The organism is Paracoccus salsus, assembly GCF_021556615.1.
GTDB classification, from domain to species: Bacteria; Pseudomonadota; Alphaproteobacteria; order Rhodobacterales; family Rhodobacteraceae; genus Paracoccus; species Paracoccus salsus.
In genome coordinates, this window is the sequence record NZ_JAKGGD010000002.1 from 581908 (window position 1) to 608105 (window position 26198).

At 64.8% G+C, this 26198-nt stretch carries 17 protein-coding genes; 8 read left to right on the forward strand and 9 right to left on the reverse strand.

Going from position 1 to position 26198, the window contains the following annotated elements; translation table 11 throughout:
• Positions 1-128: 128 nt before the first annotated feature.
• From L1965_RS06100 to L1965_RS06125, 6 genes are all read right to left on the reverse strand, one after another.
• Entirely contained in the window at positions 129-1478 is a 1350-nt protein-coding gene (locus L1965_RS06100) for an alpha,alpha-trehalose-phosphate synthase (UDP-forming) (RefSeq protein ID WP_235755507.1), read from the reverse strand.
• 12 nt (positions 1479-1490) lie between these two features.
• On the reverse strand, positions 1491-2216 hold the full coding sequence (gene otsB, locus L1965_RS06105) for a trehalose-phosphatase (protein ID WP_235755508.1): 726 nt from the start codon (positions 2214-2216) through the stop codon (positions 1491-1493).
• Positions 2217-2569: 353 nt separating this feature from the next.
• Positions 2570-3565, reverse strand: a complete 996-nt coding sequence (locus L1965_RS06110) for a C45 family autoproteolytic acyltransferase/hydrolase (protein WP_235755509.1) — start codon at positions 3563-3565, stop codon at positions 2570-2572.
• An 11-nt stretch (positions 3566-3576) separates the two neighbouring features.
• A complete protein-coding gene (locus tag L1965_RS06115) occupies positions 3577-5097 on the reverse strand; it encodes a biotin carboxylase (protein WP_277882940.1) in 1521 nt (506 codons plus the stop codon).
• Positions 5098-5226: 129 nt separating this feature from the next.
• Positions 5227-6219 (reverse strand): carbon-nitrogen hydrolase family protein, encoded by a 993-nt coding sequence (locus tag L1965_RS06120; RefSeq protein WP_235755511.1) that lies wholly within the window; start codon positions 6217-6219, stop codon positions 5227-5229.
• Positions 6220-6399: 180 nt separating this feature from the next.
• Positions 6400-7698, reverse strand: coding sequence for a 4-aminobutyrate--2-oxoglutarate transaminase (locus L1965_RS06125; RefSeq protein ID WP_235755512.1), 1299 nt, complete (start codon positions 7696-7698; stop codon positions 6400-6402).
• Between the two features lie 139 nt (positions 7699-7837).
• Here L1965_RS06125 and L1965_RS06130 point away from each other — a divergent pair, with 139 nt between their 5' ends.
• Positions 7838-8419 carry a cupin domain-containing protein gene (locus tag L1965_RS06130; protein ID WP_235755513.1) on the forward strand — a complete coding sequence of 194 codons (582 nt, stop codon included), beginning with the start codon at positions 7838-7840 and terminating at the stop codon, positions 8417-8419.
• Between the two features lie 38 nt (positions 8420-8457).
• Here L1965_RS06130 and L1965_RS06135 read toward each other — a convergent pair whose 3' ends face one another.
• Positions 8458-11241, reverse strand: a complete 2784-nt coding sequence (locus L1965_RS06135; protein WP_235755514.1) for an aminotransferase class I/II-fold pyridoxal phosphate-dependent enzyme — start codon at positions 11239-11241, stop codon at positions 8458-8460.
• Positions 11242-11406: 165 nt separating this feature from the next.
• The gene (locus L1965_RS06140; RefSeq protein ID WP_235755515.1) at positions 11407-11934 is read right to left on the reverse strand and encodes a phage tail protein; all 528 of its coding nucleotides are present in this window, start codon (positions 11932-11934) and stop codon (positions 11407-11409) included.
• 426 nt (positions 11935-12360) lie between these two features.
• Between L1965_RS06140 and L1965_RS06145 the strand changes: the two genes are divergently transcribed.
• The 7 genes from L1965_RS06145 to L1965_RS06175 all read left to right on the forward strand — a co-directional run bounded on the left by L1965_RS06145 (position 12361) and on the right by L1965_RS06175 (position 24858).
• Positions 12361-15309: an NAD(P)-binding protein gene (locus tag L1965_RS06145; protein ID WP_235755516.1), complete on the forward strand. Its 2949-nt coding sequence runs from the start codon at positions 12361-12363 to the stop codon at positions 15307-15309.
• 24 nt (positions 15310-15333) lie between these two features.
• The gene (locus L1965_RS06150; protein ID WP_235755517.1) at positions 15334-18351 is read left to right on the forward strand and encodes an ATP-binding protein; all 3018 of its coding nucleotides are present in this window, start codon (positions 15334-15336) and stop codon (positions 18349-18351) included.
• Between the two features lie 9 nt (positions 18352-18360).
• A complete protein-coding gene (locus L1965_RS06155) occupies positions 18361-19038 on the forward strand; it encodes a Crp/Fnr family transcriptional regulator (RefSeq protein ID WP_235755518.1) in 678 nt (225 codons plus the stop codon).
• Positions 19039-19290: 252 nt separating this feature from the next.
• Positions 19291-20049, forward strand: coding sequence for an IclR family transcriptional regulator (locus L1965_RS06160; protein ID WP_235755519.1), 759 nt, complete (start codon positions 19291-19293; stop codon positions 20047-20049).
• A gap of 84 nt (positions 20050-20133) precedes the next feature.
• Positions 20134-21534, forward strand: a complete 1401-nt coding sequence (locus tag L1965_RS06165; protein ID WP_235755520.1) for a selenium-binding protein SBP56-related protein — start codon at positions 20134-20136, stop codon at positions 21532-21534.
• Positions 21535-22206, forward strand: a complete 672-nt coding sequence (locus L1965_RS06170) for a hypothetical protein (RefSeq protein WP_235755521.1) — start codon at positions 21535-21537, stop codon at positions 22204-22206.
• A gap of 378 nt (positions 22207-22584) precedes the next feature.
• A complete protein-coding gene (locus L1965_RS06175) occupies positions 22585-24858 on the forward strand; it encodes a hypothetical protein (protein ID WP_235755522.1) in 2274 nt (757 codons plus the stop codon).
• A 101-nt stretch (positions 24859-24959) separates the two neighbouring features.
• On the opposite strand, the gene L1965_RS06180 is transcribed toward L1965_RS06175, so the two are convergent.
• A complete protein-coding gene (locus L1965_RS06180; RefSeq protein WP_235755523.1) occupies positions 24960-26189 on the reverse strand; it encodes an aminopeptidase P family protein in 1230 nt (409 codons plus the stop codon).
• Between the last annotated feature and the right edge of the window lie 9 nt (positions 26190-26198).

Here is a 26198-nt window from a genome sequence, read left to right on the forward strand (position 1 = left end):
TCTTGCTGCGCACGCGATGCCGCGATGCGGCGAGATGCCTTGATTTTCCACATCCGGCACGAGAAACGGGCAGAGGCGGCGCGCAATGTCTGGCATGCGGGCAGGCCGGGCCGGATATTCAGCGCAGATCAGCCTTGGCGAAGCGCATCCAGATAGGCTGCGGACCACCAGCCGACATCCTGCTCGATCACGCCGCGCAGCAGCGCGGCGTGACGACGGCGCCGCTCGTTTGCGGTCATCCGCATCGCCCGGGCCATGGCAGCGGCAAGTTCGGCCGGGTCGTGGGGGTTGATGATCAGCGCATCCGCCATCGTCTCGGCGGCACCGGCAAAGCGCGACAGGATCAGCACCCCGGGATCCGAGACGTCCTGCGCGGCAACATACTCCTTGGCGACAAGATTCATTCCGTCAGCCAGCGGTGTGACCAACCCGATTCGCGCCTGCCGGAACAGCCCGGCCAGCACGTTGCGGGGCATCGGGCGATGAATGAAGCGGATCGGCGTCCAGTTGACGGTCGCGAACTCGCCGTTGATGCGTCCGGCCAGATGCTCGGTTTCCTCGCGGATGTCCTGATATGCCTCGACGGCCTCGCGGGTCGGTGGCGCGATCTGCAGGAAGACGATCTTTTCATGCAGATCGGGATTTTCCTCCAGAAGCAGATGGAAGGCGCGAAACCGCTGCGGGATGCCTTTGGAATAGTCCAACCGGTCCACCCCGATCATCATCTGCGCGCCTGTCAGGAAACGCATCCGGTCCTCGTCGGGGGCGTGCCGGGCCAATTCGATGAAGGCGGCGGTGTCGATGCCGATCGGAAACGCCCCGGCCCGGACCTGTCGTCCCGACAGCCTGTAACATCCGTCGTCGATCTGATCGAAATCCGCCAGTTGCCGGGCGCTTTCGGCAAAATTCGACACGTCGCGCTGCGCCTGAAAGCCCAGAAGATCGTAATGCGACAACCATTCGAACAACTCCGGCGGGTTCGGCATCGCGGCACAATCCGCCGATCCCGGAAACGGGATATGCAGGAAATGGCCGATCGGGCTTTCAACCCCCCTGGCACGCAAGTCGGCCGCCAGCGGAAACAGATGATAATCCTGAACCCAGATCCGGTCGTCGGGTCGCAGATACGGCACCAGCAACTCCGCAATCCGCGCATTCACGCGGCGATAGCCCTCGATATATTCGGGCAGGATCCGCATGAGGTCGGCGCGGCCATGACACAGCGGCCACAGGATCGAATTCGAATAGCCCAGGTAATAGCTTTCGTAGTCCTGCCGCGACAGGTCAAAGCTGGCGCGCTCGAACCGCGCGCCGGGATGAAATTGCAGCCCGTCCCGGGGCTCGTCCACCGGTTCTCCCGCGAAGCCGACCCATAGCCCACCCGAGCTTCGCAGCGCGTCCTCCATCGCGACGACAAGCCCCCCGGACGGGCTGTCGCCCAGCGGCAGGCGGTTCGAGACGACGACAAGTCTGGACATCGTAATACCCTGTCAGGAGGACAGCGCGCTGTCCAGCCAGCGTGCCAGTGCGGCGGGATCGCCAAGCCTGAAGCGGGCGCCGGTCTCGCCCTCGCCGATCTTGATGCCAAAGCCGCCCCGTGACTGGGCCTCGGCGATCGCCGCCTCGTCGGTCAGGTCGTCGCCGGCATAGACAGGCAGGCGGCCCGCGAAATCGGGCAGATCCATCAGCCGCGCCAGCGCGCGATCCTTTCCCACGCCGTCCGGCCGCAATTCGACCGCCATCTTGGCCTGCTGCTGCACCAGTCCCGGATGATTGTCCGCCAGTTGCTGCATCGCGGCCTCGACAAAGCCTCGCAGGGCCGGGTCGGCACGATAATGCAGGACCACGCCGTGTGGTTTGGGCTCGACCAGAACCGCCGGATGAGGAGCGGCGATGTCATGCGCCTGGCGGTGCAGGGCGGCGACATCCAGCGTCGCGCCATGCGTAGCCTCGATCCCATGCCCGCCAAGCGACAACTCGGCGCCGTGACTGCCCGCGACCGCACCGGGGAAATCGGGCAGATAGGCGCGCAGATCCGCGACGCCGCGGCCTGAAATCAGCGCGACCGCGCCGCCGTGGCGCCGGTGAAGGCGCTTCAACCTGCCAGCCAGCGTGTCCGGAATGACGATGCTGTCCGGGCGGTCGGCGATTTCGACCAGGCAGCCGTCGAAATCCAGAAACAATGCGGCATCGGCAGGCAGGTCAGGCGGGTTCATCGGGCGGTGTCTCCTCGCTCGGGGTCGGTTGTGCGGCACGGCAGGCAAACAATTCAACCCGCCTTTTGGTTCACGGTTGCGTTCAGAACGTGACTCCGGCATGGGCCTTGACCCTGCCCCTGAAGGGGTGCCTGCCCATCACCATCACCATCCCGATCATCGGCTGCGCCGACTGGATGCGGACCTTTGACGCGCCACGTCCGGTCAGCGCGCCGTGGGTCAAACGCGAGGGGGCAAGGATGGCCCGGGAATTCCTGAGCCGGAAAGACGCTCTTTATCCCATGCTTGCGTCTGCACAAACGACTGCGGCGGCCTCGCCGCCTTTCGGTCGCCGATTGCCCGCCGCTGCGCGCTCAGTAGGCGATTTCGGGAGGGCCGGCATCAGGGATGAGGATGAATTGCGATCCGGCGTTGAAGGCGTCGAAGCTGTGGGTCCAGACATGATGCGGCCACCAGACCTGCATCTCGCCCTCGGCCGGCATGTAGGCCGCCGTGTAAAGCGTTCCGAAGCCTGACGAAAATGCGGTCGAATACAGCGGTGGACGCAGGAACACGCTGATGAAACGATCCTGCGTCTCGGGATGCATGGTCAGCCGGCTCAACAGGAAACGCTGCCGTTCGATGGTGGCGGTAAAGCGGGCATGGCTGGACCATTCCACGCGTTCCTGGTGGTTTGTCGCGACCGGCACATGCGCGATGACCGGCGCCCGGTCCGGAGTCAGATAAGCCGTGAAATAGCGCCGGTGGCGGTCCAGGACGGTGATGTTGTAGCTCATGTGGCACGGGATGCGGCGCAGGACCGCGGCCGCCTCGTCCAGCGTCTCGCAGACTTGCAGGATATAACGCAGGATCAGCGGGATGCCGAAGCCTTCTCCGACCTCGCGTCGGCCGCCGAAGGTCAGTGACAGCGCCAGCCCGGCGTCGTTCATGCCGTCGATCAATCCGAACATGCCGTCGCTCATGCCGATCACCCGGCGACCCTGCCAGCCCGTCGACAGCAGGATCGCGTCGAAGGCTCCGGGATGATAGTCGTAGTTGCGCACAAGCAGCGGCCTGTCGCCCTGCCAGATCGCCTGGCTGCACCCCGACAGATAGCGCGGCGGGCAATAGAAGCTGAGGAACCGCGCCTGGCTGTCGCCGCCACCGGCCAGTTCGCACAGTTCCTCGTAGAGCGGCAGGATCTCGGGCATGTGGTTGCGGATCGCAAGCCGGCATTCGCGATAGGTGGGCCGTCCGGTCACACCTTCCGATGCCCACCATCGACGATAGGACGGCCAGAACACCTTGAACAGCCCGGCCCAGATCGGGCCGGGCTGTTCCTCGCTGATCGCCTCGAAATGGAGGGACATCGTGTCAGGCGCTACATGATCTTGAAGGCCGGCGGTTCGATCGCCTGCGCGGCGGGCAGCGGACGGGCAGAATAGGCACCCTTGATGCCGTGGATCCATTTCTGCGCGCGTTCGGTCAGCTTGAACCCCGAGGTCATCGAGCGGCCGCGCATCACCAGGATGCCCAGATCCGCACCCTCATAACGATAATCATCGACCCCCGAGATCCGCAGGAAGAAGGCCTCGTTCTCGGTTTCGACCGCGCGGCGGTGATAGTCGAAGCGGTCGAACACCACGCGTCCGTCCTCAAGCATCTTGTAGATGCCGCTTTGCGGGGCATCGGTGATGATATCGACATTGTCGTCGGTGTGCTTGATGACCATCTGGGACCAGCTGTCGATCATCTCGGGGTCGGCCCACCGGGCATTCAGCTCGTCCACGTTCAGTTCGAACGGCTTTTTCGAGAAGGCCAGCAGGTGGAACAGGAACAGCGGCGCGTCGGCATGGGCGAAGGCCGCGTGGTTGGTCATCGAGCTGCACCCGGTGATGCGCGGGTTCAACTCTCCCAGCCACAGATCGCCGGTCTTCTTGTCGATCAGGAAATCCAGCTCGAAATAGCCCCGATACCCTTCCTTGCGCAGCTGTTCGCCGAACTTGAAGGTCAGGTCGCGGGCCTGCTGGCGTGCCTTGGGAGGGAATGAGGTCGCGAAGATCTCGTTCCCGCACCAGCCGCCGCGATACGGAGTCAGTTCCTTGAAGCCGACCAGTTCGGTCATCAGCGGACCGACGATCGTGCCAGCCTGGGTCACGCAACCTTCGATCGCCGAGCCGCGACAATCGATCCGCTTCATGATCTTGATCTCGCCCTCGCCGACGATCTCGTGTTCGTGCTTGCGGAAGTCGGACTCGGACTTGATGAAGAACGTGGTGTGGCCGCTGTCGCCATAGGCGGACTGCAGCACCAGATCGTGGCCCAGCCCGGCCTTCTCGCAGATCTTTCTGAGATGCGCGTAGTCCTTGACTTCGGACAGGGTGTTGGGAACCGAAGGCACGCCCGCCTTGTTGCCGATCCGCACTGTCTCGATCTTGTTGTCGCAGCGCTCGCGCAGCGAGGCCTTGGGGAACCAGACTTCGCCACCCAGCTCCTTGACCAGCATCTCTGTCTTTTCGTCGAACATCAGAAACACGAATTTCGGCTTGCCGCCGCGCCGCTTCACAAGGTCGATGACCTCCTTGTGCTGCAACAGGTAGTTGTTGATGTCCTCGATCGACTGGAATTCCTCATGCGGCATTTCCGACGGCACGAAGACATTCGGATGGCGTCCGTCAAAGCAATCCATGTAGCAGATATACTTGAAGTTCTTGACCCACTCGTCGATGCCGAGAAGGTTGAAATTCGTCGCCGAGACGAAATAGATCGGGTCCTGGTTCGTGTGGAAATAGCGCCGGATCTCGGAGATGTTCTTGAGAGTCTTCTTGGGCATTGTGCTTTTCTCTCCCTGTTTGGTCGTTTGTTCTTTTGTGTTCTTTTGGCCTCGCGTGACGTCGCGCATCTGCGCAACGCCCGCGAAGGGCTTGGTCTATGCCCTGACCGTCAGACTTGCGCGCATCGGCGCGTGACGCAAGGGTTCAGTGCTGGCATCAGCGCCAATGAGGGCCATGCGCCAGTGTGCCGGGGGCGCTCAGTCAGTCTCGCCCGCAGCGATCGGAAAGGGCGCAAGATTGTCGCGATAGGCCGCCCGTCCGAAGCTTTCGCGGCGCGCATCCTCGGCCGCCCCCAGCGCGGTGCGCGGATCGGCAGACCTCAGGCCCGCGGCAGAGCCCTGAAGCGGCGTCTGCAACGGCCCCAGGGTCTTGAGATAGGCGTCGACCCCGCTGTCGCGATCATAGACCGAGAAGTCGGCATCGCGGTCACGGAAGCTTTTCAGCACCTGACCCAGCCCCTTCATGCCGGTTTCCCGCTGGCGGCGGACCATGTCCAGATCAACCTCGATGGGGAAGATATCCTCCTGCCCGGCGGACTGGTGCAGCACCAGGGAGGTCGGGTCCACGACCAGAGACCGGCCCACGCCGCCCGCGCCCAGGCCGTTCACGTCGAAGACATAGCACTGGAATTGCGCGGCGGTGGCGCGCGCGATCGCCAGTTCGGCATCGCGGTCGGTGGTTCCGGTCAGAACCGGGTGCAGCAGCACCTCGACGCCCTGGCTGGTCAGCTGGCGCGTGGTCTCGGGGAACCAGATGTCATAGCAGATCGACAGGCCGAATCGCCCCACCTCCGGCACGTCGAAGATGCAGAAGTCGGTGCCCGCCGCGATTCCCTCTTCATAAGGACGGAAGGGGAACATCTTGTTGTAGGTCGCGACGATCTCGCCGTCCGGGTTGATGACGACAGAGCTGTTCATGACCCGCCCGTCTTCCAGCTTCTCGAACATCGAGCCGGGAATCAGCCACAGCCGGTGCTGCCGGGCCTTGTCCTGGAACTGTTGCAGCGCCTCGTTCGGGAAGGGCTGGGCATACCGGTGCAGCGGCCCATAGGGCGCCAGCTCGCTGAACAGCGCCATCTGCGTCCAGGGAAAGCGCGCCATCAGGATATCGACGCGGTGCAGCATCGCCTCGACATTCGAGTGCAGCGCATCGACATGCATCTGTATGCCGGCAATCGCGAAGGGTGTCATATTGTTCTGTTCTCCAGATTCAGTCCGCGCGGGCCGTCCTTTCGGGACGACCCGCGCGGCAATTTCGCAAGGCTATGACGTGGCGCAAGAAGGCTCAAGCGGCGTGGCACAAGGATGCGCCTGCGGTCTCAACTCTGCCCGGCCTACTGGCGCTTCCGCCTCGTCCCTGCCCATATCGAGTCAGGCGGCCGCCCGACCTGCGTCGAGCGCGGATTTGGCGGCGCGCAACGATTCCGCCAGAATGTCCTGCGCTTCCGCGAAAACGGCGTCCTCGATGGTGATCGGCGACAGGAAACGGATGACGTTTCCATAGACACCGCAGGTCAGCAGGATCAGGCCGCGCCGCATCGCCTCGTCACGCACGGCGACAGCCATCTCGGGCATCGGCGTGCCGTCCTCGGCCATGAATTCCGCCGCGACCATGAATCCGGGCCCGCGGATATCGGCCAGTTCCGGCACCTCGTTCCGCAGCGCCGACAGCCGCGATTTCAGCTGCTGGCCCAGGTTTTCGGCACGCGCGCACAGGTCCTCGTCGCGAATCACGTCAAGGACCGCCAGCGCGGCGGCAACACCCAGCGGGCTGCCACCATAGGTGCCGCCCAGCCCCCCGGGATGGGGCGCGTCCATCACGTCGGCCCGGCCGACCACCGCCGACAGGGGATAGCCGCCGGCCAGGCTTTTCGCCATCGTGGTCAGGTCGGGCGCGACGTCATGGTGATCCATCGCGAACAACTTGCCGGTGCGCGCGAATCCGGTCTGAACTTCGTCGGCGATCAGCAGCATGCCGTGCTTGTCGCACAGCGCGCGCAGGTCGCGCATCAACTCGGGCGGGGCCGGATAGAAGCCACCTTCGCCCTGAACAGGCTCGATGATGATCGCGGCGACGCGGGCGGGATCGACATCGGCCTTGAACAGCCCCTCGATCGCGGCGATCGAATCAGCCGCCGTGATGTCGTGCGCTGTCATCGGGAAGGGCACATGCCAGACATCGCCCGGCATTGCACCGAAGCCCGCCTTGTAGGGCTGGACCTTGCCGGTCAGCGCCATCCCCATGAATGTGCGGCCGTGAAATCCGCCGGAAAAGGCGATGACGCCCTGACGGCCGGTAAACGCGCGCGCGATCTTGACGGCATTCTCGACGGCCTCGGCACCAGTGGTTGCGAACAGCGTCTTCTTGGGGAAGTCGCCCGGCGCGGCGGCGTTCAGCTTTTCGGCAAGTTCGACATAGTTTTCATAGGGCGCGACCTGATGGCAGGTGTGGCTGAACTTGTCGATCTGGGCCTTGACGGCCTCGACCACGCGCGGGTGGCCGTGGCCGGTGTTCACCACCGCGATGCCGCCCGCAAAGTCGATATAGCGCTTGCCCTCGCTGTCCCACAGCTCGGAATTCCTGGCGCGGCTGGCGAAGAGCGGCGTCGAAACACCCACGCCGCGCGCGATCGCGGCGGCCCGGCGGGTCGAAAGTTCTGCGTTTGTCATGGCGTGACTCCTGAATCTCTGCTCAATATATTAATCACGGCGATCAGCGGGGCAAGGCGTTTCAGGCTCACTGGACGCGAGACGGCCTTTCCCTGCCGGTCAGGTGTGGCCAATGAAACACGCGCAGACGGGAGACAGGATGAGCGATACGGAATTCGACATCGGCACGCGGCTTCGCAACCTGCGCCAGGACAGGCGGTTGTCGCAGCGCCAGCTGGCAGCGCGCGCCGGCGTCACGAACGGCCTGATCTCGATGATCGAGCAGAACAAGATCAGCCCATCAGTTGCCAATCTCAAGAAGATCCTCGACGGTCTGGCAACCAGCATGGTCGATTTCTTCATGGAGGCGGCAGAAGAGCCCAGGACCTTCTGGCGCCACGAGGAACTGCCCGAGATCCGCTCGGCCGCGGTCCACGGCCCCGAGGCGACGATGGCCAAGCTGTCCCTGCTGCGGATCGGGCGCGCAGGTCGCAACAACCTGATGCTGCTGCACGAAACCTACGATCCCGGCGCCGATACGGGCGAATCGCTTTACAGCCATGACGCGGAAGAGGCCGGGATCGTGATCGAGGGCCGGATCGAGATCACCGTCGGCGACGAGGTGTCACTGCTTGGGCCCGGGGACGCCTATATCTTCGACAGCCGACGCCCGCACCGGTTCCGCAACACCGGCAACAGCCGCTGCGTGATCGTCAGCGCCTGCACACCGCCGACCTTCTGAGGCCGCGCCGGAGCTGCCGGCGCGGTCTTTCCGAAGGATCAGCCCCTGGCCGCTTCCAGGCGCTTCAGCGCCTCGGTGGTGAACACCCGCAAGCCCAGGTCAGGTCGGTATCCGTGGATCTCGCTGACATCCAGTGCGCGCATGAAGGTCAGGATCTCGCGGCTGATGACCTGGCCGGGCACAAGGATGGGGAAGCCCGGCGGATAGGGGATGATGAACGAGGCCGAGACCAGCTCCTCGCCGTTTTCCAGCTTTTCCTGCAACGCCTGGTCAAGGTCCAGATAGTCGCAGTTGTCCTCGTCATAAGCCAGAAAGAACGCGCTGCGGATATCGCCCTCGGGCGTCTCTCCATGCCGGAACGCTGCATGAAAGCGGCTGAAATCGGGCAGCGGAGGAACATGGTCGACAAGGCTTTTCACCCGGGCATCGAACGACCGTCTCTCCATCTTGGATGCGTCGTCCAGCAGATCCTCGAGATCCTTGGCGATGCTGATCAGAACCTCGATCAGATAGGCGATCGACGACCGGGTGGTGCCGATATTCGTCATGAACAACACCGTGTTGCGCGATGTCTTGTTGATCTGGATGCCGTGCTTGTCCATCAGGATCTGGGTCTTGAAGGTGTCGCCGTCCCAGCCGGTCCCCCCCACGGCCACGGTGATCTTGGTCGGGTCCAGCACGAATTCGTCCGTGGCCCAGTGATCCCAGCTGTCCAGCCAGCCCCGCTTGGGATCGAAATAGGCCTTGGCGCCGCTTTCGCGATATTCGCCGGGGATCATGTCGGCCAGTGTCAGGACCTTGAAATACTTGGTCAGCAGGGGGTGCATGCCGATCGCCCGGCGCAACGACATCGCGCTTTCGATCTGGCGTTGCACGAATTCATATCCCTCCAGCTCGACCTGCCGCCGGCCGACATCAAGCGAGGCGATGATCTGGTAATTCGGCGAGGTCGAAGTATGGGTCATGTAGGCTTCGTGGAACGCCTGCTCGGTCTCGCCCTTGAAGTCCTGGTCGTAGACATGGATCATCGACCCCTGTCGCAGCGAGGTCAGCGTCTTGTGCGTCGACTGGGTCGCATAGACGCGCACCCGGGCATCGGGCGGCGCGATCAGGCGGGTGTTGAGAAGGGTCGCGTCATCGGCGTCCTTCATGGCCTCCTGCTGCGCCTCGAAGGCGCGGGCGCGCTCGGGGCTGCGCAGCGTTCGGCGCAGATTGGCCGCCGAGGCCATCGCCGTGCGCTGGCGGAAGGCCGGGTTGAAGCGGGCGAAGGCGAACCACGCCTCGTCCCACAGGAAGACCAGATCCTTCTTGATGGCCAGGCACTCTTCCATCACCCGTTCGACGTTATAGATCATCCCGTCGAAGGTGCAGTTCGTCAGCAGGACCATCCGCACCTTGTCCAGCTTGCCGGCCTGTTTCAACTCCAGCAGCTTGTGCTTGATCTCGTGGATGGGAACGGCGCCGTACATCGAATATTCATGCAGCGGATAGCTGTCCATGTAGACAACGCTCGCCCCCGCCAGCACCATGCCGTAATGATGCGATTTGTGGCAGTCGCGATCGACCAGCACGATGTCGCCGGGGCGGATCAGCGCCTGCACGACGATCTTGTTGCAGGTCGAGGTGCCGTTCGTGGCGAAGAAGGTCTGCTTCGAGCCGAAGGCGCGCGACGCGGACTCCTGAGCCTTCTTGATCGGGCCGCGCGGCTCCAGCAGGCTGTCCAGCCCGCCCGACGTGGCCGAGGTTTCGGCAAGGAAGATGTTGGGCCCGTAAAAGGCACCCATGTCCTGGATCCAGTGGCTGCGGGCGATCGACTTGCCGCGGCTGATCGGCATGGCGTGGAACACGCCTGTCGGCTGCTTGGAATATTCCTTCAGCGCCGTGAAGAACGGGGTCTTGAAGCGGCTGTTGACGCCGCGCAGGATGTTCAGGTGCAGTTCCAGGAAATCTTCCTGATTGTAGAACACCCGGCGGCATCCGCCCAGATCCATCGCCGCGATGGTTTCGGCGGACCGGTCGGTGACCAGATAGGTGTCCAGCTCGGGCCGGATCTTGTGGACCAGCCGGCATGTCTCGGGGCCGTATTCGTCGGGGTGCAACCCGTCGACATCCTCTTCGTCGCTGGCCCGGCGGAGATACTTGTTCAGGATCTCGACATTGTTGCGCGACTTCAGCGCCAGGCCCGGGCGGACGACGACTGCCTGGATGTTGTGGTTGAACATGATTCCGATCAGTGCGTCCTCGAGGCTGGGAACGATCACCGGCTCATAGATGAAAGAGTCCTCGGGGCGCCGTGCATGTTGCAGGCTCTGCCGCAACCAGCGCTCCTGATGCTCGTTCAGGTCATCGACGATCAGGACCTCGAAATAGGGCCTTCCCAACGCGCGGGCATCGGGCGACAGCGAGGCCTCGTCCTCGAAATCCTCGGTCTCGCTATCCTCGGCGGTCAGCTGGATGCCGCGCCGCCGATAGGCCCCCGAAATCAGCGCCCGCGCGGCCCGGCGAACCGAGTGCGAGAAATCCGGGATCTTCTGCTGATCCAGCAACCGGCGCATGTAACCGAAGGCATTGGCGCCGGGAAACGCCCAGTAGGTTTCGATCGGCGCCAGCGCGTCGAACAGCTCCACGGCCTCGGCCAGCAGCTTGCGACCTCGCCGACCTTCGCCGCCGTGACGGGACAGTTCTTCGGCAATGTCGCGAAGCACGCTCCAGCGATCGGCGCGCAGCTGTGTCGCGCTGTAATAGTCACCGATGCGAGCCTTGTCGCCCTGCCCCTTGACCAGGCGGGGCGATATGGTGGACCCGTGACCTTGTTCGTTCATATTGCAATACCCCCTGTCGTTCGCGTCATGCGCAGTCGGTGCTTGTGCACCTTGTCAACACCAAGCATGGCCCACAAAAGACCGCGGACACAATCGCAAACAGCCATCGCGGGGCCGGACAGCCTTTCAGCCGGCGATCCGGACGGCGCGGCGCGCGACGTTGCGTCAGTCCCGCGACGGATAGTTTCCCTCAAGCGCGATGATGAAATTCAAGCAAAGCCCGGGCGGCATGTTTTCGTGCGGCTCACCCCGACCCGTGACCGAAATGGCCTCGACCGCCATCGCCGCAGTCGGGCCAGTGCCACCGCCGTTGCCCGCCTCGCCGGCATAGCCCTTGGCCTGCGCCAGCATCGCGCGGCCAGGACGGTCCGAATCGGCCGGGCGATTCGCGGCGATCAGCTCATGGGCGTGCGCCGGCATCTGCGATTCCTCCAGGCCCACCCGCTCGGCTCCCATCGCCTCACCCAGCCGGCGGGGCTGAAGCCCCTCGCCCGCGCCGGCATGCAAGGGCACGCGACCGCGCAGGTCGGGCAGCGCGAAACTGGCCCGGCCGTCGCCGCCATAGGTCGTGCCAAGCAGGCTGAACAGGACCTGATACCGCTGGATGTCAAGCAACTGGCCGTCGCACAGCGCCCAGCCCCGCGGCGCGAAGGTTCCCGCGAACATCGCGATCTGGCCGATGAAAGGTTCCACTCCATCCCCTCCGATAGACAGTGATGGCAAGGGACGCGCGAGGCGCGCGGCCCAACTTGTGCCTAACGTCGAACCAAATCCGGTTCTGTGTCCCAGAGCACAGAAGAGGGGCCGGGAACCGGTTAGTCATGAAGCATGAACCCGGATCGACCGGACGCTTCCCATTCGGTCCTGGCTTCGGATCCGGGTTCCGTGTTCTGACGGGTCGGGGGTGCGACACGTTGGGTAAAGAGTGTCTGGCCTGCGGCTTTTTCCTGGGGTGCGGGCCTGGCGGACGGCGGCTGGCAGGCGGCCGTCCGCTGGTTTCCTGCGCGATCACGCAACCATGCCGCAATCGGGTTCTGCCTTCACAAGCGAGTGATTTGCGGTCATGCTCAACCGGCAAGTTCGGATAATCCGACATCTTTCCGGGTATGCGAGGTCGTGATGCCATCGACGCCCCAGAAGATCGCGATCATCGGTGGCGGCGTCGGTGCGGTCACCGCCGCCTATGCGATCACGCAACTGCCCGACTGGCGCGATCGCTTTGACGTGACGCTGTACCAGATGGGATGGCGGCTGGGCGGCAAGGGTGCCAGCGGGCGGAATGCCGCGATGGGCGAGCGGATCGAGGAACACGGGCTGCATATCTGGGCCGGCTTCTACGACAACGCCTTTCGGTTGATGCGCGATTGCTACCAGACCCTTGTCAGCGAGGGGCTGCGCAAGCCCGACGCCCCGCTGGCCACGCTGGAACAGGCGTTCCACGGGCTGAACCATTTCATGCTGGCCGAAGAGGTCGCACAGCCCGATGGCAGCAGGGCGCTTCACCCATGGCGGATCGATTTCGAGGCGAACGGCGAAAAGCCCGGCACCGGTGGCGTCGTCCCGTCGCCCTTCACGCTGTTCAAGATGCTGCTGGACCGGGTCGCGCAGATGATGGAACAGGCCGGCCAGACCAGCACGGTCGGCCATAGGGTGCCATCGCGATTTCACGCGACCTTCCGGGAGCGCGATCTTGGCCTGACGGCACCGACGCCGCTGCACCATCTCGGGGCGTATGCCCGCATCCTGCCCGACGACGCCTCTCGTCACGGGCGCGGCGACCGCGCCGTGCTGGCGGCGCTGGCCGCCGAGGCGCAGGACTGGCATGGCGACGTGCTGGCTCGATTGCCGCAGGACGATGCTGCGCGCCGCCTGCATTACCTCGTCAGCCTGTCGCTGGCCTTCGCTCGCGGCACCATCGCGGAGGGCTGTTTCCTTCAGGGCTTCGACGCCATCGACGACTGGGAGATCAGCGACTGGCTGCTGCATCACGGCGCCGCGCGCGATGCGGTCTTCTCGGCCGTGTTCCGGGGCTGTTATGATTATGTGTTCGGCTATCCGGGCGGCGTCACCGATCATCGCAGTGTCGGGGCCGGGACCGCGATCCGGGGGCTGTTGCGGCTTGCCTTCTGCTACAAGGGCTCGCTGTTCTACAAGATGCAGGCCGGGATGGGCGACACGATCTTCGCGCCCTATTATCAGGTGCTGCGCCAGCGCGGCGTGAGGTTCCGTTTCTTCAATGCCGCGACACGGCTGGTCCTGGACGGGGATCGCAGCGGCGTCGCCGCAATCGAGATGGTCGAGCAGGCACGGGTCGCGGGCGACGAATACCATCCGCTGCGCGATGTGGCCGGGCTGCCCTGCTGGCCGTCAGAGCCGCTTTGGGACCAGATCAGCGACCATCCCGACACCGATTTCGAAAGCGAGAAGATGCCACCGCGCGGACGCCCCTACCGGCTGGATCGCGGCAAGGATTTCGATCAGCTGATCCTTGGCGCCTCGCTGGGGTCGATGCCCTATCTTGCGGACGCGTTGATCGCGGCTTCGCCGCGCTGGCAGCGGATGATGGACAAGGTGCAGACCGTCGCCACCCATGCCGCGCAGTTCTGGACCGACCGGACGCCCGAGGATCTGGGCTGGAACAAGCTTGTCGCCGCCCACAATCCCGGCCCGCAGACCGATCTTCAGACCGTCATCACCAGCTTTGCCGAACCGCTGGACACCTGGGCGGACATGAGCGATCTGCGCGGACGCGAGACATGGCCCGACCCGCCGCCCAAAGCCATCGCGTATTTCTGCAGCCCGGCCCGCGACGCGGACATCGAATCCGGCAGCATGCAGCAGCGCACCCGGAAATGGGCGGACAGCCAGCTGGTGCGCATGTGGCCGGACGCATCGAAGGACGGGCGGTTCGACGCACGGATCCTGCACGCGATCAACGGCGGCGATGACGACGCCCGCTTCTCCGCGCAGTATTTCCGCGAGAACCTCTACGGTTCCGAACGCTATGTCCTGTCGGTTCCGGGCAGCGTGCAATACCGGCTGCCACCGGACGGGTCGGGCTTCGACAACCTCTACCTGGCGGGCGACTGGACGCGCTGCGGCATCAATGCGGGCTGTGTCGAGGCTGCCACCATCTCGGGGTTGATGGCCGCGCGCGGGCTGACCGGCGCCGATATCGGGATCGTCGGCGAGGGCGATCTGGCCCCCGATCACGGGCCCGGCGACTCGGCGCGTCTGGCCAGCCCCTATGCCCAGACCGCCCCCTGGCCGCTGACACCGTTCTACGGCACGGGCAGCATCGACGGCTTCTTCAGCTTTCATGCCGTCGACGCCACCGCTCTGGAGGCCGTTCTGCCCGACGGCATGCACCTGCTGCCCCAGCCCCTGACACCGGCCGGAACCCATCCTGTCGCGATCCTGGCCAACCAGCAGGTCGGCGTAAGGCTGTCGGTCCTGCCGCGGCTGCTGGGCTATCGCGACTATTTCGAGGCGATCGTCGCGGTCAACTGGGTCGGGATCGAGGGACAGGACGGCATCTTCAGCTACCTGCCGAACCTTTATCTGAACAGTCGCGCGCCGCAGCTGGCCGGTGTCTGGATGTATGGGTTCAACAAGCGCATGGGCAGGTTGCAGATGGGCGAAGGCAGCTACAGCGTCGCTTCGCCGGCCGGAGAGCCGATCTGGTCGGGACGCTACCAGCAGCCCGGCCTGGCACAGCCGCTGATGGATTCACCCGAATGTGCGGCTGTCGAGGCCCTGTGTCAGCAGGTCGTGGCCAGCCGCAGCCGGGTCGGCGGCGGCTGGCATTTCTCGGCCTTTGATTTCAACCTGACCTCGGCGAGGGTCGCGCCCGTCTCGGCCCGGATCGAGGTCGCGTACCCGCCTCTTGCCAATCTGCCGGCGGGCGCATTGCAGGCGCGACCGCTGTCGATGCAGCCGGGCAAGGCAGCACCGCGCGATCATCGCCTGCCCGGCGCCTTCCGGATCTGGACCAGCTGGACGCTTTCGAATCCGTTCGACAGCCGACGCCTGGCGATGCTAGAGGCAAGCAGGTCACGCCTGCCTTGAGGGGTCGGGCTGAAGGGAAAGACGATGTCGGTGACCGTCAACCGTGGCATTCCGGATCAGAGAGGCGAGCGTCGCCAGGTCACAGCGCTGTTCGTTGACGTGGTCGGATTCAGCAGCTTTGCCAGCACCGCCGACGCCGAGGACCTGCAGGACTGGCTGGACCATTTCTATCGTCGAGCGCGCGCGATCGTCGAAACCGGCGGCGGAGAAATCACCGAGTTCCTCGGGGACGGGATCGTCGCGGTCTTCGGCCTCTCGCGCGCCGAGGAGCTGGCCGCCCGAAAGGCCGTCGAAGCCGCGCTCTCGGTCGTGACATTGCCCCGGTTCCTGTTTCCCGACGGCACGGCGGTCTCGCTGCGCGCCGGCGTCGCCACCGGCGAGGTCGCGACGCGTGCACACGACTCAGCCGACGGCTCGCTGCCGCGCATGACCGGAATGGTGACGACGCTCGCCCAAAGGCTGCAGACGGCAGCCGCCCCGGGCGAGGTGCTGATCGCCGCCGAGACACGCGCATTGCTGCGCGGTGCGCTGCGGCTTTCAGCGCGCGCCGATACGCCGTTGAAGGGTTTCGGCACCGTCACCGTCTATCGGGTTGATCCCGGTATCCCGGTCGCCCACTCCAGCCGCGATGCCGCGCACCGCCCCTTCGTCGGTCGGCATCGCGAACGCAGCCGCATCCTGTCCAAGTCGGACCGCCCGTGCCTTCTGGTCGGCCCGGCCGGGATCGGCAAGACCGCGCTGGCCGGCACGTTCCTTCAGGATGGCATGCCCTGTGCGATCTTCCAGGCCGACCCGCTTCATAGCGGCGAGGGGCTTGCCCCCTTCCGCCAATGGCTTCGGTCGCGGTTCGGCGGCGTCCAGCCCGCGATCTCGGAACTGCGCGCAGGCTTTCCCGGCCTGTCCGACGACGCGATCCTGTGCCTCGCGCTGGTTCTGGACCTGCCGCAGGGGCAGGCGCTGCTGGCCCGATTCGCCAGCAACGCTCTGCGCGACCGGATCGAGGCGAGCCTGTCACAGGCGATCCGCGACCGGCTGCCCGACGGCGTGCTGCTGGTCGAGGATCTGCACTGGCTGGACAGCGCCAGCTTTGGCGTGCTGCGCCGCCTGGTCCGCGACCTGCGGGACGGTCCGCAACGGCTGCTGATGACCAGCCGCGAAACGGTCAAGATCGCCCGCCACCTGTCCGATCTGCCGGTCGAGATCATCGGCATCGACGCCTTCGCCCCCGAGGAATCGGAGGCCTATCTCGATGCATGTGGCCATGTCGGCATCGCCCCCGAAACCCGCGACGATGTCATTCGCCACGCGGGCGGGGTGCCGCTGTTTCTGGAACAGCTTGTCAGGCATGCATTACAGCGAAGCCCGACGCGCGACGGTCTTCCCGCGACGCTCAGCGATCTGCTGACCGAACGGATCGACGCCGCCGGCCCTGCCCGCCAGGTGCTGCTGAAGGCGTCGGTGCTGGGTCGCAGCTTCTCGCAGCGCCTGCTGGAGGCACTGGCCGCCGCGGATGCCGACACCCCGCAGATGCTGGAAGAGGCGCATCGGGCCGATCTGGTTCACCCGACGGGCACCGATCGCTGGTCGTTCAGCCACGCGCTGCTGCATCGCGCCGCCTACCGGCTGCTGCTGCGCGGCACCCGCGAGGCGCTGCATGCCCGCGTGGCCGAACTGCTTCAGGGCGAATGCGCCGATCTGGTCGAGGCCGGTCCCGCACTGCTGGCCAGTCATCAGAGCCGTGCGAAGCGGCATCTGCCTGCCGCCCGCAGCTATCTTGCGGCCAGTCAGCAGGCGTTGCTGCGCGGTGCATTCGCCGATGCCGAGGAGCATGCCCGCGCCGCGCTGGAAATGTGCGCGCAGTCCGGCGGCGGCGCGCCGGAACGGAGCCAACTGGAAATCGCCGGTCACACCGCGCTTGGATCGACCCTGATGCAATCGCAGGGCTACGCAGCCGCGCCAGTCCGCACCGCCTTCGCCGAGGTGCTGCGACTGGCCAGCGATGATGCCGCCTTCGGCCGGGGCGGCAACGGCGCGGCGCTGTTCGGCAGCTACTCGCACGCGATCATCGCCGGCGACCGCCAGGGCGCGGACGACCTGTGCAGGCTGCTGATCGAGGCGGCCGAGGGCGCGGAACGGGACATGCGACCGGATCGCGTGCAGATCCGCCTCGCCGCCGAGGCTGCGGCGAATTGCGGCTGCTTCTACGCGGGTGATTTCCGCGACCAGCTCGTTCATATCGCCCGCATCCGGCAGCTCTACAGGCTTGAAATCCACGCGCCGATGATCGCGCAATACGGCATGGACATCTTTGCGGCCGCGCAGATGTTCGAGGTCCCGGCGCGGGTCTTCTGCGGCGAGACCGGCGGTCTGACCGATCTGCTGGCCGAAACGGACAGGCATCAGCAGGCGCTGAACATTCCGGTGATGCAGCCCTATGCGCTGATCTGGGGCAGCGTTCCGCTGCATGCGGCGGGCCGCAGCGACGAGGCGATGGCGCGGCTGCAACGCGGGCTGGCCATCGCATCCGAACAGGGCGCCGAGTTCTGGTTGCTGATCGGGCAATGCTGGCAGCATGTCATCAATCCCGCTCAAAGCGACAGCCAGGCGGGCCGCGACGCCTTCCGGCAGGCCATCGAGACGCTGCGCGCGATCGGCGCGTTGATCGGGCTGCCCTATTTCCAGGCCCACTATGCCGCAGCCCTGGCGCGCGCAGGCTGTCTGCAAGAGGCCTTCGCCGTGTCTCGGTCGGCGGTCGAAGACGGCAGTCGCTCGCGACTTTGGTGCTGGCAGGCCGAAACGCTGCGGCTGCACGCCGCCATGACGCACCGCATAGGCCGGACCGAGGACGCGGCACGCGTCCTGCGGCAGGCGATTTCGCTTGCCGACGCACAGGGCGCGCGCCTGTGGCAGCTGCGCGCCGCGCTGGACCTGGCGGACCTGCCGGATGGCGACGGCGCGGCGGCGCGCGAAGCGCGGGCGTATTTTTCAGTCGATGCGGCCCTGCCCGAACTGAACGGCGGCCGGGTTCCGCTGGCGGGCTGACGGTCACGGATGGCAGCCAGCCTGCTCACATATGACCTGCCTCTGCTGGAGGGGCTGACCGAAGCGGATCTTCGCGACCTGAACATCCGCAGCCACGTCACGCAGCTTTCAGCCTGGCAGACGCTGTTCCAGCAAAGCGACGCCGACAGCGACGTGTATTTCCTGATCTCGGGCGCGCTGATGGCAATTCACTGGGCCGAGGACGGGCGCGAGATCATCTTCACGCGGTTCCAGCGCGGCGAGCATTTCGGGGAACTGGCGGCGCTGGACGGGGACAGGCGCTCTCTGGCGGTGGTCGCGCGCGAAGCGTCTCGGGTGCTGGTGCTGGAACGGCACTCGTTCCTGTTGCTGATCGACCGCCTGCCGCAAGTTCGCGAAAGACTGTTCCGCGCGCTCACCGCCCGCATCCGCCTGCTGACGCAACGCAACCTGCAACTGGTGACTCAAAGCGTCGAAGAGCGGGTCCGCGCCTATCTGCTGTCGGTCGCGTTCGAACGGGGGCGCCTGCATCCCGGCGCCGTGATCGAGGACATGCCCACGCATTCCGAGATCGCCGCCAGCATCGGCGCAAACCGCGAGATTGTCAGTCGTGTCATGTCGCAGCTGCGCCGCGAAGGGCTGATCAGAACCGGCCGACGGCGAATCGAATTGCTGGATCCCGGCGGGCTCGCGGCCGTGCAGCACTAGCATCGCGCCGCCGTTCGGCCCCGGCTTCGCCTTCATCGTCGTCCCGCTGGCGGGCCTGATCGCGCCACTGCTGCCGGCAAGACACGACCAACCGGCCGGTTGCCGGGGTCGCGGCCGGTTTCGGCGCCCTCACGGAGCTGATGATCCGCACCACGACCGCCCGAAAATGGGCTTGCCGATTTTCCTTGCTTTTCCCGCCGCTCGTATCAGACTGCGAGACATGGTCCCGTATGATGAAACGCGCTGGCCCCGATGCACCTGGATCGTCTGATCACGATCCTCGAGGTCGTCGCGGTCGCCGGTCGGCCCGTGTCGGCATCCGAGATCCAGAAGATCACGGGTTTGCCCAAGCCGACCTGCTACAGGCTCATCCAGACACTTGAGGATCATGGTCTGATCGCGATACCATCAGGTGACGGGCGCGTGGCGATCGGCGATCGCCTGATCCGCATTGCGCTTCTTGGCAAGTCCGATGTGGATGCGCGCAAGGCGACTGCACCGCTTCTCAAGGCGGCGGCGATCCAGTTCAACGAAACCGTGTTTCTTTCGCGGTTTCGAAACAACCAGGTCGAGATCATCCATGTCGAGACCCCCGATGATCCGCAGCGTGCCTTCGTCCACCCTGGGCTGGGTGTCCGCCCGATGCATGCCTGCTCCTGTTCAAAGGCCATCGCGGCCTTTGCCGAGCGGGAATTCCAGGACTCGATCATCAGTCACGGCATGAAGGCCTATACCGAGAACACCAAGACGACCGAGGCAGAGCTGCGTGCGGAATTCGATCGGATCGTCGCGCGCGGTTTTGCCGATTGCGACCAGGAGATCGACATCGGAATCGCCAGCGTGGCTGCGCCGGTCTCGATCGGCAAGATCGGCGCGACATTCAGCGTGGGCGCCGTTGGTCCGATCCGACGCTTCGGCAAGGCTTACCGGTCCGAAATCGGGCTCAAGCTGATAGACTTGGCCGGCCGCGTCAGCGGCGCCATCCAGCTTTGCAACGTGGCCGAGGTTTGAGGAGGCGACGGCCACGCCGCCAAGAAGAAAGGTCGAACCAGACCAACTGCCCGTGACGGGCCCATTCATTCAAGGGAGGACGACATGACCTTAAGACCGGATCCGACGTTCCACGCCACCGCGCAGCTTGCCATGCAGGCCCCTGCCGAGAATTACGGCTTCACCGTGATGCTCAGCCCCGACGGCTCTCAGCCCGATGGCATCGCCGTGATCGACCTGAACCCCAAATCCGCCAAATACGGAACCATCGTCCACCAACTGCTGATGCCGAACAAGGGTGACGAGTTTCATCACTTCGGCTGGAACGCGTGTTCTTCGTCCCTGTCGCCGCTGTCGGGCCATGCCTTTCTGGAGCGCCGCTACCTGATCGTGCCCGGCATCCGGTCCTCGCGCATCTACGTCATCGACACCAAGGATCCGCTGGATCTGAAGATCCACAAGATCATCGAGCCCGAAGAGGTCTTCGCCAAGACCGGCTATTCGCGCCCCCACACCATCCATTGCGGGCCCGAGGGTATCTACGTCTCGACCCTGGGCGGCGGTGGCGCGGATGGAACCGACGGGCCTCCGGGCATCTTCATCATGGATTGCGAGACCTTCGAGATCATCGGCCAGTACGAGATGGACCGCGGCAAACAGGACAAGCATTACGATTTCTGGTGGAACCTGCCGCAGGACTACATGGTCAGTTCCGAATGGGGCCTGCCGCCGCAGTTCGAAAACGGCCTGGTCGCCGAGGATCTGCTGTCCAACAAATACGGCCACTCGATCCATTTCTGGGACCTTCGCAAGCGCAAGAACATCCAGACGATGGACTTTGGTGAGAACTATCAGATGGCGCTGGAAATTCGCCCTGCCCATGACCCCAAGAAATCATACGGGTTTTGTGGCATCGTGGTCGACACGAGCAATCTGCAGGGGGCGGTCTTCACCTGGTGGCGCGGCGAGGACGGCTCGTGGCAGAGCAAGAAGACCATCACCATAGACCCGCGCCCCGAAAAGCCCGAGAATCTGCCGCCGCTGCTGCAGGGCTTCGAGGCCGTGCCGCCGCTGGTCACCGATATCGACCTCAGCCTTGACGACAGATATCTCTATGTCGCCTGCTGGGGTCTGGGCGAGATGCGCCAGTATGACGTCTCGGACCCGATGAACCCGGTGTTGACCGGCACAGTGGAACTGGGCGGCATCGGGCGCGGCACCAAGCATCCGGGCGGAGGTGATTTCGCCTTCGGTCCGCAGATGGTCGAGATCAGCCGCGACGGCAAGCGCGTCTACTGGACCAACTCGCTCTATTCCACCTGGGACAGCCAGTTCTATCCCGGCGAGGAAGGCGGGCAGATGGTCATGGCCCATGTCGGCGAGGATGGCGGGCTGACACTGGACAAGGATTTCCATGTCGATTTCCCCAAGGGCCACCGGGCCCACCAGATCCGGCTGGAGGGTGGTGACTGCTCGACAGACAGTTTCTGCTACCCCAACGTCTGAATGGATTTCGACGCAAGCACGATGACGGCTCTCTGGGGGGCCGTCATCCTTTCGGGGGCCTATCACGGCGTCAATCCCGGCATGGGCTGGCCGCTCGCCGTATCGGCCGGACTGATGGAGGCCAGGCACCGGGCGATGGCAAAAGCCATCGCCGCGCTGGCGGCGGGACATCTGCTGGCGATGCTGGCGATCCTGCTGCCGTTCTCGATGATGACCGCGTTGATCGACTGGCAGACGGAGCTCCGCGTCGGTGCGGGGCTGCTGGTGATCGCCATGGGCGTCTATCTGCTGATCAATCGCAGGCATCCCCGGTTCCTGGCCCGGATCCCGCCCTCGCGGCTGGTGCTTTGGTCATTCCTGGCCGCCATGGCCCATGGCGCCGGGCTGATGCTGGTGCCGATCTATCTGGGAATCTGCGGCATCGACATTGCCGAGGGCAACCACGAGGCTGCCCGAGAGTTGATGGGACAGAACCTGGCCTCCGCCTTCATGGTGGCATTGGTGCACACGGCTGCGATGACCGCCGCGGGCGGCGTGATCGCGGTCGCGATCTACGCGTATCTCGGGCTGAAGTTCCTGTCACGGACCTGGTTCAATCTCGACATCGCCTGGGCATCGAGCCTGATCCTTGTGGGGGCGTTCGGGATCTACAGCGCAGTTCAGGGCCATTGATGCGGTCCGGGCGTGTCACCGCATGCGATCGGTCACGCAGAGGCGCCGGAACGCCGCCAACCAGGATGGCTTCAGCAGAATGAACGGCGCGACCGGATCGCATCCCGTAGCCGACAATTTTTATAATATATAATGCCACGTATATTCGAATCGAATTTTATGTTATCGAGTATCCGGATTAAATGGTGTGCCTTGTATATTCGGGCCGGGCTATATCGCAGGTGACAGCGCTCATGCCTTTCGTTGCGCCACGCTGCCGATCGCCCGCAGGCCTGCATGCACGGGGAATCAATCAGGCCCCGCTGATTACGGACGCACCAACTGGTCCGATCCGACCCTGCCGGACAGTCCGGCAGACCGCTTCAGCGAGGTATTCTGATGGCACGCGAAAACAAGGAAATCACGATCCGGCTGGATTACGAGGGCATCGGCGCCGACGAGGCACGGCCCAAGACCGTCCTGATCGCGCAGGATGATCGACGTAGGGAAATTCACAGGGTCGAATTCGGCAAGGAAAACAAGGCCAGCCTGCCCGCCGATGTCCTGAAAAAGGCGATGCGGCTGGTCGTTGGCCCTGCCGAACAGGAAGACGATCCGAAATCGGACCAGGCGGCCAATCTGCTGATCTATCGCCGCGATGCCTTCGACCGGCTGGTCGAGCGCGGCTCGATCCAGATCGCCAGTGGGATATGGAAGTCCTGGCTGTTCCATCTGCGCTGCGTCAGCGGCCGCGTCCGGGTGTGCCGCCGCTCTCCCTGGTGGTTCCGCGACCTGGCGAATCTGGCGGTCCAGCCGCAGCTTGCATCGGATGTCGGTCGACGTCCGATGGCAAGCCGTGCCATGGACGACGAGGCCGGCTCGCAGCTCGCCGCTGCGACGAAGGCGCCGGCGCGTCTGGCCCCGGTGGCATCGCTGGATCACCTGATCGCATGGCCTTTCCGCTGCTTTCCGGTCTGCAACGGCCGTGTCCAGGTCTGGCGGCGCGTCTGCTGCTGCAAGCCCTGGGTCGTCTTCGACCCGCGCATTCCCGAACTGATCCGCGACCTTGAAGATCTGGTCCGGCGCATCCCGCGCGACCCGATCCCGCTGCCCGAGCCCGGGCCCGATCCGATCCGGGGCGAAGCCGGCGACACGGTGCTGTTCCGCGAAGGCGCGCTGGACGAGAAATCGTTGCGCGCGGCACAGGATCTGAAAGCGTTGCGCGCACTCGACCCCAAGCTGATCCCCGACTACATCAACGCGCGGCCCTATCTGCTGTGCCGCAGCTACAGCTGTGGGAATCCGGTCAAGGTGGCCGAGGGCAATCTCGGCGCCGGCGGCGTCTTCAATGTCTGCTGGTTCAGCGCCAACCCTCTGCTGCCCTTCGGCTGCCACGAAGAGTTCGCCTATATCGTCAGCCAGCCTTTCGGCCCGTTCAACCTGACGATCTACAATGGCGTGGCGGCGGGGCACTGGTACCACCGCGGCGACAATCCGACGCTGACCAGCTACAGCCCCTGGGCGTATGGCTGCCGCGACAATCCGGACGGCAATTTCGTCTTCCTCGACCTGATCGGCGACACCGGCGCGCATGAGCTGATCACGCCCGACGCGGACGGCGCGACCTCGGTCGCGAACCCGGCCTATAACAGCGGGCTGGTCTTCCCCGCGCCCAACCCGGCCGCCGCCGAGGGCGCTGCCCTGAACCGCAACTGGGGCGGCACGCTGAAGCTGTCCTTCCTGTTCAGCGAGGGGATGCAGGATGTCGGCGCCAAATACTATCGCGTCAGCATCGTCGAAGCCGACGGCGCCGGGAACCCGACCGGCACGCGGCACTACTACGACGCCGGCCTGTCGTGGAACAAGGCGGTTCCCGATGGCGGCGGCGGGGTCGATATCGTCCCGGTCAGCCTGGGGCCGACCGCGGCGGGTGCGGGGGCGGATGAGCAGAATTTCCTGTATCTGATCCCCTACGATACCAATCCGACGACCGACTGGAACGCCGGCCAGTATCACGCCCATATCAACACCAATGATCCTCGATGGAGCGCGCCGAACGTGCGGCATCTGATCATGCTGGAACTGTTCGACGAGAACGGACGGCGACTGCGCCCCGACGGGACCCCCGCGACCGGGCTGGGCGGCCAGGAGGCGACGGCGGCCTTCACCTATCGGCGGAGGTTCCAGAATACCGGCGCCACCGCGAATGTGCCCTTCGGCGCGTTGACGCACATGTTCTGGTGGGACAATCGCGACGTCGTTGGCGACATCGTGGATCTGCGTCGCAACGGGTTGGTCTACAACGCCGAGTGCCTGTTCTTCGGCGGGACCGAAAGCACGACCTTCAGCGTCGGTTATCGTGCCTATCACCCGCGAGAGCAGTTCCAGCTGTATCACCGCATCTGGTGGCGGCGCGGGCTGGGCTCGACGGCAGGATCATCGGGCGTGTTGCAGCCAACCTTGTCGGCGAATGTCGGCCAGCCCCCCGCGGCAGCCGGAGGCAGCGCGACGAACAGCTTTGCCGACATGCTGCGGCCGGATCTGGATCCGACGCGGCTGAGATGCGCCTTCACGGCATTCCTGGATGTCTGGAACAAGCGCACGGACGGTGACGATCTGGGCTTCCAGCGCGCCGGCGACACGGCGGCATTCGTGGTCGAGATCGACGCCTGACAGGCTTTGCGCCTGCCCCGCCATCAGACCGGGGCAGGCGCCTTCTTCTCTGGGGCCTGCCACCCCGCGGCCCCGGCGCGAATCGCCGGCGAAGATGTCCTTCAGGCGGCCCTGGCCCCGTCCTGCACGATCAGATGCCGGGGACCATAGGGAAAGCCGGTGATATTGCGGTTGCCGGCATCCTCGATCACAAGAATGTCGTGTTCGCGATAGCCCCCGGCGCCGGCCATGCCCTCGGGGATGGTGATCATCGGCTCCATGGACACGACCATGCCGGGCTCCAGCACCGTTTCGCAATCCTCGCGCAGTTCCAGCCCGGCCTCGCGACCGTAATAATGGCACAGCACGCCGAAGCTGTGGCCATAGCCGAAGCTGCGATATTGCAGAAGGTTCTCGGCGGCATACATCTCGTTCAGCTCAGCCGCGATGTCCGAACATTTCTTTCCCGGAACCAGCAGTTCCTTGCCGCGGTCATGGACCTTGCAGTTGAAGTCCCAGAGGCGCAGATGTTCGTCGCTGGCTTCTTCGGCAAACAGCGTGCGCTCCAGCGCGACATAGTAGCCCGCGACCATCGGGAAACAGTTCAGCGACAGGATGTCGCCGCGTTGAATCCTGCGGCTGGTGACGGGGTTATGTGCCCCGTCCGTGTTCAGGCCCGACTGGAACCAGGTCCAGCTGTCCAGCAGTTCGGCATGCGGCCAGGTCTTCGCGATCTCGCGCACCATCGTCGCGGTCGAATGCAGCGCAATCTCGTGCTCGGGCACGCCGACCGCGATCGCCTCGACGCAGGCTGCGCCACCGATATCGGCGATCCGGGCCATCCTGGTGATGTGGGCGATCTCTTCGCCCGACTTGACCATCCGCAAGCGCATGGCGAGCGCGGCGATATCGACGAATTCCACGTCCGGAAACCGGGATTTCAGCTGGCTCAGCAATTCGATAGTGACGTGGTCGAACTCGATGCCGATGCGCCTTGGCGCGCCGACGATCTGCTGGATGGCGTGGAAATAGTTGTCTTTCTGCCAGTCCGTGTAGGTGACATTGCGCCCGAAGCTTCGGCGCCAAGGCTGGCCGCCATCGATGCCTGCGCTGATCGAGGTCGCGCTGTCATGATCCACAACCAAGCCATAGCGTCGCCCGAACTGGCAATAGAGGAAATCAGAGTAGTAGTTGATGTTGTGATAGGACGTGAAAAGCGCCGCATCGATGCCGCTTCGGGCCATGCCGGCGCGGATCGCATCAAGGCGGCGCTGCATTTCTGCCGTCGAGAAGGTCGGCTGCGCCTTTGCGCCATTGCCGGCAAAGCTTTGCAGTCTGTCGCGCTGGGTCATTTTTCTTCT

Excerpts from the sequence above, each read along its gene's own strand:
- L1965_RS06160 (WP_235755519.1), top strand. The coding sequence starts at position 19,291 with ATGCACCTGGATCGTCTGATCACGATCCTCGAGGTCGTCGCGGTCGCC.
- L1965_RS06130 (WP_235755513.1), top strand. The coding sequence starts at position 7,838 with ATGAGCGATACGGAATTCGACATCGGCACGCGGCTTCGCAACCTGCGC.
- L1965_RS06145 (WP_235755516.1), top strand. The coding sequence starts at position 12,361 with ATGCCATCGACGCCCCAGAAGATCGCGATCATCGGTGGCGGCGTCGGT.
- L1965_RS06170 (WP_235755521.1), top strand. The coding sequence starts at position 21,535 with ATGGATTTCGACGCAAGCACGATGACGGCTCTCTGGGGGGCCGTCATC.
- L1965_RS06150 (WP_235755517.1), top strand. The coding sequence starts at position 15,334 with ATGTCGGTGACCGTCAACCGTGGCATTCCGGATCAGAGAGGCGAGCGT.
- L1965_RS06175 (WP_235755522.1), top strand. The coding sequence starts at position 22,585 with ATGGCACGCGAAAACAAGGAAATCACGATCCGGCTGGATTACGAGGGC.
- L1965_RS06120 (WP_235755511.1), bottom strand. The coding sequence starts at position 6,219 with ATGACACCCTTCGCGATTGCCGGCATACAGATGCATGTCGATGCGCTG.
- L1965_RS06165 (WP_235755520.1), top strand. The coding sequence starts at position 20,134 with ATGACCTTAAGACCGGATCCGACGTTCCACGCCACCGCGCAGCTTGCC.
- L1965_RS06110 (WP_235755509.1), bottom strand. The coding sequence starts at position 3,565 with ATGTCCCTCCATTTCGAGGCGATCAGCGAGGAACAGCCCGGCCCGATC.
- otsB (WP_235755508.1), bottom strand. The coding sequence starts at position 2,216 with ATGAACCCGCCTGACCTGCCTGCCGATGCCGCATTGTTTCTGGATTTC.
- L1965_RS06100 (WP_235755507.1), bottom strand. The coding sequence starts at position 1,478 with ATGTCCAGACTTGTCGTCGTCTCGAACCGCCTGCCGCTGGGCGACAGC.
- L1965_RS06155 (WP_235755518.1), top strand. The coding sequence starts at position 18,361 with ATGGCAGCCAGCCTGCTCACATATGACCTGCCTCTGCTGGAGGGGCTG.
- L1965_RS06180 (WP_235755523.1), bottom strand. The coding sequence starts at position 26,189 with ATGACCCAGCGCGACAGACTGCAAAGCTTTGCCGGCAATGGCGCAAAG.
- L1965_RS06135 (WP_235755514.1), bottom strand. The coding sequence starts at position 11,241 with ATGAACGAACAAGGTCACGGGTCCACCATATCGCCCCGCCTGGTCAAG.
- L1965_RS06125 (WP_235755512.1), bottom strand. The coding sequence starts at position 7,698 with ATGACAAACGCAGAACTTTCGACCCGCCGGGCCGCCGCGATCGCGCGC.
- L1965_RS06115 (WP_277882940.1), bottom strand. The coding sequence starts at position 5,097 with ATGCGCGACGTCACGCGAGGCCAAAAGAACACAAAAGAACAAACGACC.